The sequence below is a fragment of the Denitrobacterium sp. genome, from assembly GCF_056180635.1.
Map to the genome: position 1 here is coordinate 1 of NZ_JAZZJS010000037.1, position 18,300 is coordinate 18,300.

The 18,300-nt window shown below is 60.8% G+C and carries 17 protein-coding genes; all 17 read left to right on the forward strand.

Going from position 1 to position 18,300, the window contains the following annotated elements:
- Window positions 1–299 (forward strand): glutamine amidotransferase-related protein (locus AC04P6_RS02950; RefSeq protein ID WP_475565099.1); only part of this gene is annotated, 299 nt, incomplete at its 5' end.
- Window positions 300–397: 98 nt separating this feature from the next.
- Entirely contained in the window at window positions 398–1,312 is a 915-nt protein-coding gene (locus AC04P6_RS02955; protein WP_475565100.1) for a site-specific tyrosine recombinase, read from the forward strand.
- A 300-nt stretch (window positions 1,313–1,612) separates the two neighbouring features.
- Window positions 1,613–2,041, forward strand: coding sequence for a division/cell wall cluster transcriptional repressor MraZ (locus AC04P6_RS02960; RefSeq protein ID WP_475565101.1), 429 nt, complete (start codon window positions 1,613–1,615; stop codon window positions 2,039–2,041).
- Between the two features lie 18 nt (window positions 2,042–2,059).
- Window positions 2,060–3,025 (forward strand): 16S rRNA (cytosine(1402)-N(4))-methyltransferase RsmH, encoded by a 966-nt coding sequence (rsmH, locus tag AC04P6_RS02965; RefSeq protein ID WP_475565115.1) that lies wholly within the window; start codon window positions 2,060–2,062, stop codon window positions 3,023–3,025.
- Between the two features lie 51 nt (window positions 3,026–3,076).
- A complete protein-coding gene (locus AC04P6_RS02970; RefSeq protein WP_475565102.1) occupies window positions 3,077–3,535 on the forward strand; it encodes a hypothetical protein in 459 nt (152 codons plus the stop codon).
- A gap of 9 nt (window positions 3,536–3,544) precedes the next feature.
- Window positions 3,545–5,278 (forward strand): peptidoglycan D,D-transpeptidase FtsI family protein, encoded by a 1,734-nt coding sequence (locus tag AC04P6_RS02975; RefSeq protein ID WP_475565103.1) that lies wholly within the window; start codon window positions 3,545–3,547, stop codon window positions 5,276–5,278.
- Between the two features lie 19 nt (window positions 5,279–5,297).
- Window positions 5,298–6,776, forward strand: coding sequence for a UDP-N-acetylmuramoyl-L-alanyl-D-glutamate--2,6-diaminopimelate ligase (locus AC04P6_RS02980; RefSeq protein ID WP_475565104.1), 1,479 nt, complete (start codon window positions 5,298–5,300; stop codon window positions 6,774–6,776).
- Between the two features lie 6 nt (window positions 6,777–6,782).
- Window positions 6,783–8,225 (forward strand): UDP-N-acetylmuramoyl-tripeptide--D-alanyl-D-alanine ligase, encoded by a 1,443-nt coding sequence (locus AC04P6_RS02985; protein ID WP_475565105.1) that lies wholly within the window; start codon window positions 6,783–6,785, stop codon window positions 8,223–8,225.
- A 1-nt stretch (window position 8,226) separates the two neighbouring features.
- Window positions 8,227–9,276 carry a phospho-N-acetylmuramoyl-pentapeptide-transferase gene (gene mraY / locus AC04P6_RS02990; protein ID WP_475565106.1) on the forward strand — a complete coding sequence of 350 codons (1,050 nt, stop codon included), beginning with the start codon at window positions 8,227–8,229 and terminating at the stop codon, window positions 9,274–9,276.
- 3 nt (window positions 9,277–9,279) lie between these two features.
- Window positions 9,280–10,749, forward strand: coding sequence for a UDP-N-acetylmuramoyl-L-alanine--D-glutamate ligase (murD, locus tag AC04P6_RS02995; protein WP_475565107.1), 1,470 nt, complete (start codon window positions 9,280–9,282; stop codon window positions 10,747–10,749).
- Between the two features lie 7 nt (window positions 10,750–10,756).
- The gene (locus AC04P6_RS03000) at window positions 10,757–12,124 is read left to right on the forward strand and encodes an FtsW/RodA/SpoVE family cell cycle protein (RefSeq protein WP_475565108.1); all 1,368 of its coding nucleotides are present in this window, start codon (window positions 10,757–10,759) and stop codon (window positions 12,122–12,124) included.
- 3 nt (window positions 12,125–12,127) lie between these two features.
- Complete coding sequence (gene murG, locus AC04P6_RS03005) at window positions 12,128–13,222, forward strand: undecaprenyldiphospho-muramoylpentapeptide beta-N-acetylglucosaminyltransferase (protein ID WP_475565109.1); 1,095 nt, start codon at window positions 12,128–12,130, stop codon at window positions 13,220–13,222.
- Between the two features lie 63 nt (window positions 13,223–13,285).
- On the forward strand, window positions 13,286–14,698 hold the full coding sequence (gene murC / locus AC04P6_RS03010) for a UDP-N-acetylmuramate--L-alanine ligase (RefSeq protein ID WP_475565110.1): 1,413 nt from the start codon (window positions 13,286–13,288) through the stop codon (window positions 14,696–14,698).
- 4 nt (window positions 14,699–14,702) lie between these two features.
- Window positions 14,703–15,629, forward strand: a complete 927-nt coding sequence (murB, locus tag AC04P6_RS03015) for a UDP-N-acetylmuramate dehydrogenase (protein ID WP_475565111.1) — start codon at window positions 14,703–14,705, stop codon at window positions 15,627–15,629.
- A gap of 151 nt (window positions 15,630–15,780) precedes the next feature.
- Window positions 15,781–16,620 carry a cell division protein FtsQ/DivIB gene (locus AC04P6_RS03020; protein ID WP_475565112.1) on the forward strand — a complete coding sequence of 280 codons (840 nt, stop codon included), beginning with the start codon at window positions 15,781–15,783 and terminating at the stop codon, window positions 16,618–16,620.
- A gap of 239 nt (window positions 16,621–16,859) precedes the next feature.
- Window positions 16,860–17,981, forward strand: coding sequence for a cell division protein FtsZ (gene ftsZ, locus AC04P6_RS03025; protein WP_475565113.1), 1,122 nt, complete (start codon window positions 16,860–16,862; stop codon window positions 17,979–17,981).
- A 16-nt stretch (window positions 17,982–17,997) separates the two neighbouring features.
- Window positions 17,998–18,300 (forward strand): laccase domain-containing protein (locus AC04P6_RS03030; RefSeq protein ID WP_475565114.1); only part of this gene is annotated, 303 nt, incomplete at its 3' end.

Sequence of the window (18,300 nt, forward strand, 5' to 3'; positions counted from 1 at the left end):
ATCCTTGCACGGTAGCCCCCGATACGCGGGCGTTCGAGGCGTATGGCGAGAACGTCATCTACGAGCGCCATCGCCATCGCTTCGAGGTGAACAACGCGTTCCGTCCTGCGCTCGTGGAAGCCGGCTTGGTCATCTCCGGCCAGTCTCCCGATGGTCGCCTCGTCGAGATGGTCGAGATTCCCGACCATCCGTGGTTCGTGGGCAGCCAGGGCCATCCTGAGTTCAAGAGTCGCCCCACCAGGCCTCATCCGCTGTTCGTTGGCTTCGTTTCCGCATCGAAGGCGAATGCCGAGGCATAGTATCGCTTGCTAGCGTTTAGCCGGGCCGTTACCGTGAGGTGCGGCCCGCTTTCGTTCCCGCACGATGCGCGTGCGGCGGGGCGTAGTACACTGTGCGCATGGAAGACATCATCGCCGAATTCATTTCCTATATGCGCGTCGAGCGCGCTTGTTCCAATCTGACGGTGGAAGCGTACGAGCATGACCTGGCCATCTACCAGAAGTATCTCACGACGCCCGCATTCGGCTGCTCGATTGCCCCCGCTCGCGACTTCGCGCAGGTGACGCGTAGCGTAGTGGTGGAATTCGAGGGCTATCTGAAGGATGGCCTGCATTACGCGCCCTCCACGATGGCGCGCATCTTATCCGCGCTGAAGACCTTCCACAAGTTTCTCGTGCGCGAGGGCTATGCCACCTCCAATCCCACCGAGACGGTTGGCCTGCCACGTAAAGCGCGCACCTTGCCCCAGGTGATGAGCGTGCAGCAGGTCTGCCGCATGCTCGATCTTCATAGCGGCGATTCGCCTGCTGCGCTGCGCGACCGTGCCATTCTCGAGGTTCTGTACGGCTGCGGCCTGCGCGTGAGCGAGCTCTGTGGGCTCGATGTCGACCGCGTCCATATCGACGAGGGGTTCTTGCTGGTGCTGGGCAAGGGCGATAAGGAGCGCGTGGTTCCCATTTCGGGAGCGGCGTCACGTTCCCTTTCCCGCTACCTTTTCGAAGGCAGGCCCCATCTGGCGCATGCGGCGCATCTTACAGGTGCGGTGTTTCTGAATGCGCGCGGGGGAAGGCTTTCGCGTCAGAGCGTGCACGCGCTCGTGCGCAGGGCGGGGGAGGCCGTAGGCGTGCATGACCTGCATCCGCATACGCTGCGTCATTCCTGCGCAACGCATATGCTCGAGGGTGGCGCCGACTTGCGCGTCATTCAGGATATGCTGGGGCATGCCGACATTTCCACGACGCAGATCTATACGCACGTTCAGCGCGCCCATCTGGTGGAGGAGTACCTCCACGCTCATCCGCGAGCGCATTAGCGCCCAAAAGACATGCTCATAGAAGCTTCGAAACCCGCGTTTTGCGGGCTTCTGCCACTGCGCGCCACATCCTCTCCAAATTCATCCCACTTCATCCCACTTTAGTTCTTCATATGCCCCTACAACATGTTGCTCCAGGGTAAACGGGACCCCACTATCTTGTTTTCGTCTCAAAAATGGGGAATACATAACCCCATATCAAAGCGGATTTTTCGGCGCTGTGGGGCATGGGTGTGTTGAAATGTGGGGCAAAGTGGGATAGAATGTCAATCACTGAAGCGGTTCCCGGAAGGAGGCAGCATGACCGAGCTGGTAGGCGAGCATCATCACAAGCTCGATGCCAAAGGCCGTGTGTCTATGCCCTCCGACTTCCGGAAGGTGCTTCCGAAGAATCTCAAGGTAACCCTTTCCCCGAAGAAGGAATGCCTGTACGTATTCGAGCCCGAGGCTTTCAGCAAGTGGGTCGCTTCGTTCTTCGAGAGCGAGGGTGGCTACAAGGCTACGAGCTCCCGCCACGTCAACCTGCGTCGTGCGCTGAATGCGCGCGCTCGCGACGTCGAGGTGGATGGCTCGGGTCGTATCGGCCTTTCGGCCGACCTGCGCGAAGCCGTGGGCCTGGAAAAGGAAGTCGTGCTTACTGGTAACGACGATCATCTCGAGATTTGGGATGCAAAGCGTTGGGACGAGTTCATGGACAGCATCGATTTCTCCGATCTGTTCAGCGATTAGGACCAAGACGTGAGCAATATGACAAGCGAATATCGGCATACCCCCGTCCTCCTCGCCGAGTGCCTCGAATACACGGACCCCAAACCAAAGCACACATTCGTGGACGCAACGCTCGGCGGGGCAGGACATTCCCTTGAAGTGGCTAAGCGCATAGGTGCGCAGGGCACGCTCATCGGTATCGACCAGGATGAAGTGGCTCTTGCAGCCGCTCGAACTCGGCTCCAGGCCCTACCGTCCGAGCAGCGCCCCGAATTGCACCTACTGCGCGGTAACTTCGGGGAAATGGACAGCCTTCTCCTGCAAGCCGAAGTGCCCGAAGTCGACGCCTTCCTGTTCGACCTGGGTGTTTCGAGCGTGCAAATCGATACGCCATCTCGTGGCTTCTCCTTCAAGGAGACGGCGCCACTTGATATGCGGATGGATCCGGGGAAACAAACCCTAACCGCAGAAGAGATCATCAACACCTACAACGCAGCAGATCTCACTCGGATCATCCGTACGTATTCCGACGAGAAGTGGGCGAGTCGCATCGCGGAATTCATCGTGGCGGCTCGCGACCGCGAGAGGATAACCACGAGCGATCAGCTCGTGGAAATCATCAAGGCGGCCATTCCCGCTTCCGCGCGCCGCAGCGGCGGTCATCCCGCCAAGCGCACGTTCCAAGCGTTGCGCATCGAGGTCAATTCCGAGCTCGACGTGCTCCGCAGCGGGTTGGAAGCGGCGATTCGCTGGCTTGCCCCAGGGGGTCGCATCGCGGTCATCAGCTATCACTCGCTGGAAGATCGCATTGTGAAGGACACCTTCGCCGAATACGCGAAGGGCTGCACCTGTCCGCCGGACTTCCCGGTGTGCGTGTGCGGCAATGTGCCGATAGTCAAGGTCCTCACGCGCAAGCCCGTCTTGCCGTCGGACGAAGAAGTCGCGCGGAATGCCCGTGCGCGCAGCGCGAAGCTTCGCGTTGCCCAGAAGCTGCCCGTCTCGTGATGCTAGCGAGCGCGGGCCGAAACGAATCAACCTCGGAAGGAGGGGAGACCTTTGGCAACCGCCGCTCGAGCATATGGGTATGATGCCTACGCCCCGGCGCAACCGCGCCGCGAGCGCGACACCCGCGTACGTGTCGTTCCCGGTACGCGACAGGCCGAATCGGTTTCTCCTCTTTTCGTTACCGCTGTCAAGGCTGCGTTCGCCATCCTCATGGTGTTCGCCGTCGTCGCATGCGTGCGCGTGTGGTTCACCGCTGCCACGGTGAATACGCTCCTCGAATCCCAGGCAACCTCCACGCAGGTCGACCAGATTCGCTCGAGCAGCGAATCCCTGCAGGTGCAGAAGAGCGTTCTCGCTTCTCCGAGCCACGTGAAGGAGCGCGCTGCGCAGATGGGCCTTGTCGAGGCATCTTCCGTCGAGAGCGTTACGCTCGACACCGACGTAGTCACCTACGATGCGCAGGGCAACCTGTCGCTGTCGGGCAGCCTTTCGGCTGCGGCGGGAATCTAGCCGTATCCCATGGCGTCAACTCGAGGAACCTCACATCGCAACCGTTCGCGCGGTCGCGCTTCGTCTTCGCGTCAGCGTTCTCCCTACGTAGTGGCGGGCAATCCGTCGATGCGTATGGCGCTCGTGTTCGTGCTGTTCTTGTTCGTCGTGCTTGTTTTCGCCGGCCGCTTGGTGTACCTCACGCTCATCGTGGGGCCCGAGAACGCGGAAACGGCTATTTCGGCGCGCACCGAAACCATTACGGTGGAGGCGAAGCGCGGCACGATTTACGATCGCAATGGCAACGTGCTCGCCACGAGCGTCGACGCCACAACCATCTACTGCAATCCTGCGGAAGTAACCGACCCGAGTGGCCTTGCCGACGCGCTTGTGCAGGCGTTCGGCGGCGTGAAGTCGGATTACACGAAGAAGCTCGCGTCCGACTCCTCGTTCGTCTACCTCTATAAGAAGGCCGACGTCGATACTGCGAAGGCGCTTAAGGAAAAGGGCTTCGATGGCGTGTACTTCCTTTCCGACACGAAGCGCGTCTATCCGTATGGCCAGACGGCGGGTCAGGTCATTGGCCTGTGCGATACCGACGGCAACGGCATTTCGGGCTTGGAGCTTTATTACGACGACATCCTGTCGGGCGAAGACGGCGAAATCGTCGCTGAGTATGGCAAGGGTGGCTACCCGATTGCCGGCGCTTCCCAGAAGACGGTGGAGTCCGTGGATGGCCAGGATATCGTCGTGTCGCTCGACATCGAGATGCAGGAATACTTGGAAGAGCGTCTTACGCAGGCCATCAGCGACATCGAGGGTTCGCGTGGCGACTCCATCATCTACGACGGCGCAACCGGCGAAATCCTCGCCATTGCCTCCACGCCGTACCTGAATCCCTCCGACCGTTCCACGGTGGAGGAGGGTGCCACGACGCTCATGCCCATCAACACGCAGTACGAGCCTGGCTCGATTTTCAAGAGCGTCACCATGGCAGCCGTGCTGGAAGCGGGCGTCCTCACGCCCGAAAGCGAAATCTACTGTCCGGTGTATCTGGAAGCCGACGAGTATACGGTGTCCGATGCCCATGCGCGCGCTGCGCAGACGTTCACGCTCACGCAGATTCTGGCCGAGTCTTCCAACGTCGGCACGTCGCTTGCGGCTCAGCAGCTTGGATTCAAGCCCCTGTACGACAAAATCATAGAGTACGGCTTCGCGGAGAAGACGGGCGTTGATTTTCCGGGCGAATCTGCTGGTACGTGCACCGATCAGAGCACCTGGTCGCTCGTGCGTTCGTACAATGTGAGCTTTGGTCAGGGCATTTCGGTTACGCCTATTCAGATGGCGCGATTCTATGGGGCCCTTGCCAACGACGGAGTTGCGTATCAGCCGCACTTTCTGCTGAGCTACCCGCAGACGGGCGAGGAGGAAAGCTACGAGGGCACGAAGCTCATCAGCACTTCCACGGTGGATAGCCTCACCGATATGCTCGAATCGGTTGTTACCGAGGGTACGGGCACGAAGGCCGCAATCGAGGGTTATTCGGTTGCCGGTAAAACGGGTACTGCGCAGTACGCCGACAATTCCGGCTCGTATGTCGAAGGCTCCTACGACATCAGCTTCATTGGCTATTTGCCCGACACCGATTCGGATTTGGTCTGTTTTGTAGGGGTAACGGAGGTTCCCGGCGACCGGTCTACCGCCAGTGCCTTTAAGGATATAATGACGTTTGCTATAAACCACTACAAAATCGCCGCTCAGTAAAGGACAGGCTTTTATGGGAATGACATGCAGGGAGCTGTTCGGGGGAATCGAGTGCACCATCATCGGCAACGATTCCGAAGTCGTCGAAGGGCTTTCTTATAGCAGTAATACCGTCAAGTCCGGCGATGCATTCTTTTGCATCGTCGGTTTGCGTGTAGACGGTCATTCGTTCGCGCAAGACGCAATCGATCATGGCGCGCGCGTAATCGTCGCGGAGCGCAAGGTGTACCTGGCCGACGCAACCGACGTCGTCGAGGTTATCGTCTCCGACTCCCGCAAGGCGATGGCGCAGGCCGCAGCCAATTTCTACGGCCACCCCGCCAACGCGTTCGACTTGGTGGGCATCACCGGCACCAATGGCAAGACCACTACGACGTACCTGGTCGAGCACATCGCCCATACGGCGCTTTGCCGCACGGGCGTTATCGGCACGGTGGGCGTGCGCATCGACAAGCAGTTCGAGCATGCCGAGCGCACCACGCCGGAATCGTGCGACCTTCAGGCGCTCTTCGCCAAGATGCGTGACGCCAAGTGCGACACCGTCGCCATGGAGGTAAGCTCTCACGCGCTCGACTTGAAGCGCGTCTGGGGCACGCGATTCGCGGTAACCGCGTTCTCGAACCTCACGCAAGACCATCTTGACTACCACAAGACGTTCGAGGCCTACTTCGAGGCGAAGGCCCTGCTCTTCTCCTCCGATTACCCGGCCAAGCGCGTCATCTGCATCGACGATGCATGGGGCCAGGAGCTTCTGCGCCGCTGCGCCGCTGCGGGCGATCAGGTGATCTCCACGGGCTTCGACGCCACGGCCCAGATTCATCCCGTTAACGTCACGTACGCCACCACGCATACCGACATCGAACTCGATGTGCGCGGCAACCGCTATGCGTTCACGTACCCGCTCGTCGGCCGCTTCAACGTGTCGAATGTGATGCTCGCATTTGGCATCGGCCTCGAGCTCGGCATTCCCGCGAATACCATCGTCGACGCCCTGAAGACGGCACCCCAGGTGCCCGGTCGTCTCGAGCGCATTTCCGCCGAGCACGACGGCGGCGTTTCGGTGTTCGTCGACTATGCCCATACGCCCGACGCTCTTGAAAAGGCCATTTCCGCCGTGAAGAATCTGTCGCACGGCCGCACCATCGTGGTGTTCGGCTGTGGCGGCGACCGCGATGCCACCAAGCGCCCCATCATGGGTCGCACATCGTTGGCGGCCGATTATGCCGTTGTCACCTCCGACAATCCGCGCACCGAAGACCCGAATGCCATCATCGATGCCATTGTTGCCGGCATGGGCGAAGGCGAGGGCCGCTTCTGCGTCGAGCCCGACCGCCGCAGCGCCATTGCGCGTGCAATCGCCGAGGCCAATAGCGGTGACAGCGTTCTCGTTGCCGGCAAGGGCCATGAGGATTATCAGCTCATTGGCGGTAAGACGCTTCATTTTTCCGATGCCGAAGTCGTGGCGGAAGAGCTCGAGAGGGCATTCGGCCAGAAGTAGGATTTCATGCGTTTCACCCCAGAAGAAATAATCGCCGCTACGGGCGGCAGCATTTGCAACGGGGTGTCGGAGCAGGCGCTCTGCACCTCGTTTACATGGGATTCCCGACAAGTCGAAGAAGGATCGCTTTACGTGGCTCTCACGGGCGAACGCGTGGATGGGCATGATTTCTGCCTTTCCGCCGTGCGTTCGGGTGCCAGCGCCTGCCTTGTCGAGCATCGCCTTTCCAGCGAAGACGAAGAAGCCATCCAGCAGGCCGGCGTTCCGCTCGTGCTCGTTCCCAACGTGCGCGATGCGTTCACGGCGCTTGCCGCCGCATGGCGTTCCAAGCTGCAGGGCACGGTTATCGCCATCACGGGTTCGTCGGGAAAGACCACCACGAAGAACCTCGTGCGCGACGTCCTTTCCGCCCATGGCTCCACCATCGCCACGCAGGGCAATCAGAACAACGAGCTGGGGGTCCCCGCCACCGTTCTGCGCGCTTCCCTCGACACGCAGTTCGTCGTCGTGGAAATGGGCATGCGCGGTCTGGGCGAGCTGCGGGAGCTTTGCGCCTTCGTCAAGCCGCATTGGGCTCTGGTTACCAACGTGGGCGAAAGCCATATCGAGCTGCTTGGCAGTCGCGATGGCATTGCCCATGCGAAGTCGGAAGCGCTGTTCGCGGTGCCCGAAGGTGGCTTCGCATTCGTGAATTCCAGCGATGATTTCGCTGTTCAGCTTGCTGAGTACGGCCAGGTGGAAGCGCATGGTGCCCATCTGGTTCATTTCGATGGCTCGGGCGTGGCGCCCCAGGAACGCGATGAGGCGCTTCGTCCTTCGGTATGGGCGTCCAACATCGTCGTTCATGATGATGGCTGCGCTTCGTTCACGCTTCATACGCCCGCTGGTGATGCGCCTTGCACGCTTGGCGTTCCTGGCGTTCATAACGTTCACAATGCTTGCGCCGCCGCCGTATGTGGCATCACCGCGGGTATGCAGCCCGAACTGGTTGCACGTGTGCTGGGCGATGCCCGTGCGCAGGCTGGCAGGCAGAACGTCGTCGTTTCGCCTGCAGGCGTTACCGTAATCGACGATGCCTACAATGCGAATCCCGATTCCATGCGCGCATCGCTTACGTCGTTTGCTGCCATGCGTACCACGGGTAACCGCGTCGCCGTTCTGGGCGACATGGGCGAGCTTGGCTCGTTCGCCGAAGACGGCCATAGGCGCGTTGGAAAGCTTGCCGCCCAGGCGGGTATCACGCGCCTTATCTGCGTTGGCTCCCTTGCGCGCATCATCGCACAGTCGGCATGCGACGCGGGGCTTCCCGAATCGTCCATTTCCTGCGTCGATGACGCAGCATCCGCGCTCGCCTTGCTAGAGGGGACCCTTCATGAGGGCGATGCCGTGCTCGTGAAAGCCTCCCATTCCGTGGGGCTCGAAACCGTCGTTGAAGGACTGGTGTCCTAGTATGCTTAACATCTACGCTCCGTATCCGTCGTTTAGGCTGTTCCTCGCAACCGTGGTGGCGGCCGTGTTCGTCCTCGTGGCCATGCCCGCGTTCATCCGCCTGATGAAGCGCGATCACATCGGGCAGCAGGTGCGCGACGACGGTCCTCAGACGCACCTCATCAAGCAGGGCACTCCCACCATGGGTGGCCTTGTCATGCTTGTCGGCCTGCTCGTCGCGGTGCTGCTGTTCAACGATTTCTCTCCGGCTACGGTGCTCCTTCTTGCGGCAACGTTGCTCACTGGCATGCTGGGCCTGCTCGACGACTACTCGAAGGTCCGCTTCCAGAACACCGAGGGCGTTTCCCCCAAGGGAAAGCTCATCGCGCAGTTCCTTATCGCCATCGTGTTTGTTATCGCTGCCGTGAACTGGGCTGGCGTGGCTCCCACGGTGAGCATTCCGTTCGTCGTCGATATTGATATGGGCGTGCTCACCACGGTCATTCCCATCGCGGGCGGCATTTCCATTCCGTGGCTCTACGTGATCTTCGTCACGATTCTCATCGCTGGCATGAGCAATGCCACCAACCTCACCGACGGCCTCGATGGCCTGGCGGGTGGCACGGTCATGGTGGTTATGCTCTTCATGGCCATCATCGCGTATCGTTCCGACATGCTCGAGGCGTCCATCTTTGCCGGCGCGCTCTGCGGCGCCTGCATCGGCTTCTTGTGGTTCAATGCCTATCCGGCCGACATCTTCATGGGCGATACGGGCTCCCTGGCTCTGGGCACCGCCCTTGCTTGCCTTGCCGTGCTCACGAAGACGGAAGTGCTTTCCCTGGTCATGGGTGGTCTGTTTGTGGCCGAGGCCCTGTCCGTCATGATTCAGGTCTTCTACTACAAGCGCACGAAGAAGCGCGTCTTCCTCATGGCGCCCCTTCATCATCATTTCGAGAAGAAGGGCTGGAGCGAAGTGAAGGTGGTCATCCGCTTCTGGATCGTCTCCGGCACGCTCGCGGCCATTGGCTTCATCATCTTTTTCGCGGAATCCCTTGTGGATATGGGAGTGTAACGAATGCGTTCTGATTTCATCGACGGTTGTAAGAGCGCCCCGAACAACCTGGGGCGCGTTCTCATTTTGGGTCTGGGAAAAAGCGGCAGGGCTGCCGCTTCCTATTGCGCTCAGCTCATTGGCACGCGCGTAGAGTCGCTGCATATCGCGGGCGGTGCTTCCAACGAGGGCGCCATTGCCTTTGCCAAGACCTGCCAGGACGCGGGAGCCACGGTTGAATTCGACACCCAGGCGGTGAGCGGTTCGTTCGATCTGTGCATCGCCTCCCCGGGCATTTCCGAGTTCAGCGAGTTCTATCTGTCTGCCAAGGCAGCCTCTACTGAAATCATCAGCGAAGTCGAATTTGCCTGGCGCGAGAGCGCGGAGAATTCCGTTTGGGTTGCCATCACGGGCACCAACGGCAAAACCACCACGACGTCGCTCATCGCGCATTTGCTGCGCGAGGCGGGCATGAGGGCCAATGCCGTGGGCAATATTGGCGACACGTGCCTCGAGGCCGTGCGCCAGGGCGAAACCGACGTGTACGTTGCCGAAGTGAGTTCCTACCAGCTGGCCTCCACGGTGCATTTCGCCCCGAACGTAGCCGTTCTGCTGAACATCACGCCCGACCATGTTACCTGGCATCGCACGCATCAGAACTACGTCGATGCCAAGCTGAAGGTGCTGGCCAACCTGTCTCAGGTTCCCCATGCCACGGCCGTCATGGATGCGGTGAACGATACCGTGCGCGGCGTGGTACGCGAACTGCGTGCGAAAACGCCCGAAGAGCGCGGTTTCTCGTATGTGCCCGTGGGAACCTCGGCGGGCATTTCCGGCGACATGCGCGAGGCGTGCGGCAGCGACAATGCCGCGTTCCGCCGTTCGTCCGACGATGCTCTCGTCGTGGCGCTTGGTGGGGAGGAACATGCGCTCTGCAAGGCTTCCGACCTGCTTATTCCCGGCGAGCACAATGTGTCTAACGCCCTTGCGGCTGCATCTGCCGCGCTTGCGGCGGGCGCTTCCGCCGAAGCCGTTTCGCGTGGGCTCATGTCGTTCTCTTCGCTCGAGCATCGTCTCGAGGGCTGCGGTGACGTGCATGGCGTGCTGTGCTACAACGACTCGAAGGCAACTAACGTCGATGCGACGCTCAAGGCGCTTGCAGCATTCGACCCGCGTAAGCCCATCGTGCTTCTGGGTGGCACCGACAAGCTCACTGCGCTCGACGAGCTCGTGGCAGAATCGAACGCTCATTGCGCGTCGGTGGTTCTGTTCGGCGCTTCGCGCGACCGTTTCGAAGAAGCCTATCGCGCGGCGACCATCCCCGTTTACCTTGCCGAGCATTTGGAAGACGCACTCGACAAAGCTCTTTCCCATGCGCAGGCGGGCGATATCGTCCTGCTGTCTCCGGCGTGCGCTTCCTTTGACGAGTTTTCCGGTTTCGAAGAGCGCGGACGCGTGTTCAAGTCGCTGGTGTCCCAACGGGCCCAGGCGTAGGTAGCCGATGGCTCGCGATAGGAACAACCCTTCGACTCCTCGCGGGGCCGATCGCAAGCAGCGCTCGTCGCTGCTGTTCGGCGGCTCGCGCGATATCGTCATACCGCGCATCGCGCTCATTGCCTCCGTGGTAACGCTTACGGTATTCGGCCTAATCATGGTCTTTTCCTCGTCTACCATCGAGGCCATCAACGAGGAAGCGAGCTTTACGAGCTACCTCACCAAGCAGCTTGTCATCGTGGCGGCCAGCGTTGCGCTTTGCGCGTTCATCTCGGTTAAGATTCCGTACTTCGTCTGGCGTACGCGCGCGCTCGATGGATTCATGATCATCGCCATCGGGCTGCTTGCGCTCACGGCGTTTATCGGCACGGTTGGCCTGGGCGCGCAGCGCTGGCTTTCCATTGGCCCCTTCAGCTTCCAGCCGTCGGAGTTCGCCAAGGTTGCCTTCCTGCTTATGGCGGCGCGCTTGTACGTGCAGTACGTGGAGGGGGAAATCGACGGGCGTTCGTTCTTCGTTCGCAGCATTGCGTGCGTGGTCGTTCCTCTGGGATTTCTCTTTATCACGCAGTCCGACTTGGGTACCACCATCATCTGCCTGGTGGGTATCGTCTCGGTCTTGTGGCTGGGCGAAGTGCCCTTCAGGTTCTTCCTCGTGCTTCTTGCGATTATCGCCCTCGTAATCGTCTTCGGCGTTGCCTCGGCGGCCTATCGCTCGAGCCGATTCGCATTCCTCGACCCGTGGGCCGATCCATATGGCGCGGGCTATCAGCTCATCCGCGGGTTCTATGCGTTCGGCGAAGGCGGCCTCTTCGGCGTTGGCCTGGGCAATTCCGCGGAAAAGTACCTCTACCTTCCCGAAGCCGAAACCGACTTCATCTACGCCATCATCGGCGAGGAATTCGGGCTCGTGGGCGCGCTCGTCATCATCGCGCTGTTCGTTTGCGTTCTGTGGGCGGGTCTTCGCATTGCGCGCAACGCCCCCGACCTGTTCGGTACGATGATCGCCGGTGGTTGCACGATCATGCTCGTGTTCCAGGCTTTCCTGAACATCGGCTGCGTAATTGGCATGCTGCCCACCACGGGCAAGCCCCTTCCGTTCATTTCGTCGGGCGGTTCTTCGATGCTCGGTTCGTACTTGCTTGTAGCTGCGATTCTTTCGGTATCGTTCGCGTCGGGCAATGAGTCGGGTATCTACCAGAAGCGCCGCGAGAACCTGCGCGTCGTACGAGCCGAATCGTCGCCTTCGCCGCGTGGGGAGTCCTCTCGTTCGTCGCAGCGCACGCGCCGGTCTTCCGACCGCCCTCGTTCGAATTCCGCTCGTACGCGCAACGCGAGCTCATCGCGTTCATCTCAGCGTTCACGTAGAAGGAGATAGCTCATGAACATCGTCGTTTCCGGCGGTGGTACCGCTGGCCATATCAATCCCGCGCTCGCGCTGGCTGAAGAGCTTCAGCGCCGCGGTCATACGGTGTATTTCGCGGGCACGCCCCAGGGCGTCGAGTCGCGTTTGGTGCCCCAGGCGGGCATTCCCTTCACGGCGTTTCCCGCTGCCGGGTTCAATCGCAACCATCCCACCACCATCGTGAAGGCCCTGCGCCTCATGAACTCCTCCACGAAGAAGGCCCGTGCGTGGTTCAACGAGGTGAAACCCGATTGCGTGGTGTGCTTTGGCGGTTACGTCTGCATTCCCGTGGGGCGCGCTGCCGAGCAGCTCGGCATTCCCGTGGTGGTGCATGAGCAGAATTCCATCATGGGTCTTGCCAACAAGTACCTTGCCAAGAAGGCTGCCGCCGTCGCTCTCACGTATCGCGTGGCGGGGGAGGCCCTGAAGGATGGGTCGCGCGTCGTCGTCACGGGCAATCCCGTTCGCTCGTCGGTGTTTACCGCCACGCGCGAAGCGGGCCGTGCCTATGCTGGCGTGCCCGAAGATGCGCTGATGCTCGTGGTGTTCGGCGGCAGCCTGGGAGCGCGTCACATCAACACCGCGCTATGCCAGAATGCACGCGCCCTGCTCGAGCGCCCAAACCTCTACGTCCGTCACATCACCGGCCCGAAGGAGTTCGACACGGTGAATGCGCAGCTTGATATCCCCGAAGAGCTGAAGTCCCGCTGGACGGTCGTGGGGTACGAGGATCGCATGGGCGATGTGCTCGCCGCATGCGATTGCGTGGTTTCCCGTTCGGGCGCTACGTCGCTGGCCGAGATCTCGGCCCTGGGCATTCCCGCGTTGCTCGTGCCCTTCCCCTATGCCACGGCCGACCATCAGACTACCAATGCGCGCGCATACGTCGATGCGGGTGCCGCGTACATGATTGCCGACGATGAGGTTGAGGGCGATGAATTTGGCGCCCTTCTGGCGAAACTTGTTGATGAACCCCAGGTCAGGGTTGATATGCACGAAGCTGCCGCAGCCTTCCAGACGAACGAGGCCGCCAGCAAATTGGCAGATGTTGTGATAGGAGCTGCGCAATAGGCGCAGCGCACTAGAATAGGTGTTTCGAAAAGATCAATAGCGCGAAAGGTGCATTGAGTCGTCATGACGCAGAATACAATCGAGAGAGTTCATTTCATCGGCGTCGGTGGCGTGGGCATGAGCGGTATCGCTCGCGTGGCCCACGACCAGGGCATGGTCGTAACGGGTTCCGACTTGAAGGAAAGCCGCTACACGAAGCAGCTCGAGGAAGCGGGCATCACGGTGTTCGTGGGCCAGGCTGCCGAAAACATTCCCACCGATCCGCTGCCCGACGTCGTGGTCGTTTCCACGGCAATCATGGAGAACAATCCCGAGCTGGTCGAGGCCAAGCGCCTGGGCATTCCCGTCGTGCACCGCGCGCGCATGCTTGCCGCGCTGGGCATCGGGAAGAAGACGCTCGCCGTTGCTGGCACTCATGGCAAGACCACCACGTCTTCCATGGTCGCCTCCATTCTCGATGGCATGGGCGCCGACCCGACGTTCCTCATTGGAGGCATCGTGCGCGCCTATCAGACGAACGCCCATTCCGGTTCAGGCTCGTATTACGTGGTCGAGGCCGATGAGAGCGACAAGAGCTTCACGTACCTCGATCCGCTGGGCGTGCTCGTCACGAACGTGGAAGCCGACCATCTCGACCATTATTCCGATCTGAACGAGATTCACGCCAAGTTCGCCGAATTCATGGGCTCCGTGCCCGAAGAAGGCGTGGTTGTGGTGTGCGACGAGGAACACGAGCTCGTGGAACTCGCCCGCGGCACCGGCCGTCGCGTGATCACCTACGGTCAGACGAAGACCGCCGATGTCAAGATCATCTCGTGGTGCGCTTCGGGCGTGGGCAGCGTCTTCGTGCTGCAGATGCCCGATGGCGATACGGTTCAGGGTCGCGTCAAGCAGAACCCGGGCCGTCATAACGTGCTGAACGCCGCCGGTGCGCTGGCCCTTCTGTGGGGCGTGGGCGAAGACGTGCATGCAGCTGCCGAGGCCCTGGGCGAATTCGCTGGCGTCCGTCGTCGCTTCGACCTGGTGGGCGAGGCGAACGGCGTCACCATCGTCGATGATTACGCGCATCATCCCACGGAAATCGCGGCAACCATCTCTGCCGCGCGCAAGCTCGATTTCAATGCCGTGCACGTGCTGTTCCAGCCGCACCGCTACTCGCGTCTTCCGCTCTTCACGGAAGTGCTGCGTTCCGATTTCTCGCATGCCTTCGACCAGGCCGATTCCGTCACGTTCATGGACGTGTACGCTGCGGGCGAAGTGCCCGTCCCCGGCGTGAACGGCAAGACCTTCATGGACGTGCTCGAGGATTCGAGCGATCACCCGCCGCTGACGTACATTCACCATCGCCTCGACGTCGTTCCCTCGCTCGTCGAGCGCGTGAAGCCAGGCGACCTGGTTATCACGATGGGTGCGGGCGACGTTACGGCCATGGGCCCCAGCCTCCTTTCCGCACTGCAAGACGAAGCGAACGCGTAATTTCATGACGCCATCGCAGATGGGCGCATTGCGCCAGCTTAGCTTGTCGCCTAAGAGCGAACTGCGTTTCGGGGAACGTCTCGCGCGCCGTACGACGCTGCGCGTGGGCGGCCCCGCTGAATGCTGGGCTCAAATCGGCACGTTCGGCGACTTGAAGCGCCTTCTTTCCCTCTGCGTCGAGCAGGGCATTCCCTGGATGACGATGGGCGGGGGCAGCAATCTGCTCGTTTCCGACGATGGCTTTTCGGGCGTCGTCGTGCATCTGTGCGGCGAATTCCGCACGTGGAACTACGACGAGGACTCCCGCCATTTCACCTCGGGTGCCGCCGTGTCCCTTTCTCGCATCGTGCAGGAGGCGTTCCGCCGCGGCCTTTCGGGCATGGAATTCGCCGTGGGTACGCCGGGTACCGTGGGTGGCGCCATTCGCATGAACGCCGGCACGAGCGAGCGCGGCATCAGCGCCTGCGTCGTTTCGGTGACCACGTACGATCCCGAAGTGGGCCTGAAGCGCTATGCTGCGGGCGATGTGACGTGGGGCTACCGTAGCACGTCGTTTTCCGCACGCGAGGTCATTCTCGAATGCGTTCTGTCCGTGAAGCCCGGGCAGGAAGCGTTCATCCGTGCGAAAATGGAAGGGTCGCTCGCGCGTCGAAAGCGTACGCAGCCGCTCGATTTCCCGTCGTGCGGAAGCGTGTTCCGCAATCCTTGCGGCCAGCATGCCGGCGCCCTCATCGAGGGGTGTGGCCTGTCGGGCACGCGTATCGGCGGTGCGCAGATTTCGGGTAAGCACGCGAACTTCATCGTGAATACCGGTGAGGCTTCTGCCCGTGACGTAATTGAACTTATCCAGTTGGCCCAGCATAAGGTGAAGCAGGAACATGGCATCGAACTCATACCGGAGGTACGGTTCCTCGGATTCGGGAACGCGTAGGCGTTCGTCGGCATCGGGTTCCCGTCCATCCTCGCGTTCCTCTTCTGGGCGAACGCGCGCTTCGCAGCGCAGTGCGGGTTCGCGTGCCGCATATCGCCCTTCGAACATACCGCGCTCCTCGCAGCGCCGTCCATCCCAGCGCGTTTCCTCGGTGTCCATCGGGGAATTGAACCGCGCGTCTTCGCGTGGCCGTGGTGCCCGTTCTTCCGCTGTGTCTTCGGCTGGCTTCAAGCGCATTGTCATCGCTATCGTGCTGCTGGTGGTGCTGGCCATTGCGGGCACGGTCGTATATTGGTCGAGCCTGTTCACGATTCAGCAGGTAACCGTTACGGGGTGCACGCATCTCACCTCGCAGGAAATGACCGAGCTCGCGCAGGTTCCCGCGAACACCACGCTCCTTCGCGTGGATGCCGGGGCTATCGAATCGCGCCTCGAGCAGGATGCGTGGGTTGAAAATGCCAGCGTGAACCGCGTCTTTCCCGACACCCTCGAGCTTGCCATTACCGAACGTACCATCGCCGCCGTGGTAACGGTTACGTCCGTTTCCGACCAGCAGTCCGAGAACTGGGCCATCGCTTCCGATGGCACGTGGCTCATGGAAATCCCCGAGAAGGGGAGTGCCGAAGCTGCTTCCATCAGCCAGCAGATCTTTGAAGACGCAGAGAACGTGCTGCATATCACCGATGTGCCCTACGGCGTGAATCCGCAGGTGGGCTCGGTATGCACCGACGAAAGCGTGCTGAACGCCCTTACCATCGTGTCGTCGCTCACCACCGAGCTTTCCGATTCGGTTACCACCGTGTCGGCCACCGATTCGGCGAATACCGTGCTCACGCTCAGCAATGGCGTGCAGATCGCATTTGGCGAGGCCGAGAACATTCGCGACAAGGAGCGCGTCTGCCTTGAGCTCATGGAGCAGCACCCCGATTCCATTTCCTACATCAACGTACGCGTCGTGAGCAGCCCCACGTATCGGGCGCTCTCCTCGTAGCCATGCGCTGCGCCCACGGCATATTTTGAGCATGCTGGTGGGGGAATAAACGGCATATAGGGGGTCCTCTTTCTCCATAATTGTGTAAGAGGAGCGCAATTAATAGCGTGAGCAGCGCCTAAGCATTTGCAAACGTCATTCCATCGTGTACAATTCCCCTAGTGTGCATGTTTTTGCGTGCATATGCACCCAAGGATTACAAAACGCAGCAGAGCAAACGCAGCACTGTGGAGGACAATATGCCGAATATCAAAGGACCTGACAACCTGGCGGTCATCAAAGTCGTCGGTGTCGGCGGTGGCGGCACGAACGCCGTGAACCGTATGGTGGAAGCCGGAATCAAGGGTGTTGAATTCATCGCAATCAATACCGACCATCAGGCGCTCCTCATGTCGGATGCCGATAAGACGATTCACATCGGCGAAGAACTCACTCGCGGTCTTGGCGCTGGTGCCAACCCCGAAGTTGGCGCTCAGGCTGCCGAGGAAAGCCGCACGGAAATCCGCGACGCGCTCGCCGAAGCCGACATGGTATTCGTTACCGCTGGCGAAGGTGGCGGCACGGGCACGGGAGCCGCTCCCGTCGTTGCCGAAATCGCGCGCGAGGAAATCGGCGCCCTCACGGTGGGCATCGTAACGAAGCCCTTCAGCTTCGAAGGCCGTCTGCGTCGTAACCAGGCTGAACAGGGCATCGACCTCCTTTCCCAGAAGGTCGACACGCTCATCGTCATCCCCAACGACCGCCTTCTCGAAGTGGTCGACAAGAAGACCAGCATGCTCGAGGCATTCCGCATCGCCGACGACACGCTGCGTCAGGGCATCCAGGGCGTAACCGACCTCATCACCATCCCCGGCCTCATCAACCTCGACTTCGCGGATATCCGCACGGTCATGAAGGATGCTGGCACGGCCATGATGGGCATCGGCATCTGCTCCGGCGAAAACCGCGCGCTCGATGCCGCCCAGCAGGCAACCAACTCCAAGCTTCTCGAAGCTGGCATCGCCGGTGCTTCCCGCGTTCTGTTCTCCATCGCGGGCGGTCCCGACCTCACGCTTTCCGAAGTCGACGAAGCTGCTCGCGTCGTCGAGGGCTGCGCCGATGAAAGCGCCAACATCATCTACGGTCAGATCGTCGACGAGTCCCTGGAAGACCAGGTTCGCATCACGGTCATCGCCACGGGCTTTAAGATGGAAGCCGCTCAGGCTGCCATGAACTATCAGCGCGATCTGTTCGCCAGCACCGCCAACGCGGTTGCCGAGGCAACGCCTACCCAGCCGGCGTATTCTTCGCCTTCTGGCAACGGCAACGGTCGTTTCTCCGACGAGGATTACATCCCCGATTTTCTGAAACGTCAGCGCTAACGAAAAAGAGGCAATCATGAAAACGGCCCAAGGACTTCCGCTTCCAAGCTTGTCCCGGGGCCGTTTTCTGCGTTCCGATGCAACTCCTTCGGAAGAGCCCATCTACGCCTACACCGATGAGGCGCTCTTCGAGGCTACCGGCGTGCGTGTGGCATTCACCGAGCGTGCGGGCGGGTTCAGCGTAACCCCGTTCGATTCCCTTAACCTGGGCGAATACGTCGACGACGATGCCGCCGTGGTGCAGGGTAACCGCACGAAGCTCCTTGCGTCGCTTGGCTTTCCCGATGCGCAGCTCGTATCGCCGCGCCAGGTGCATGGC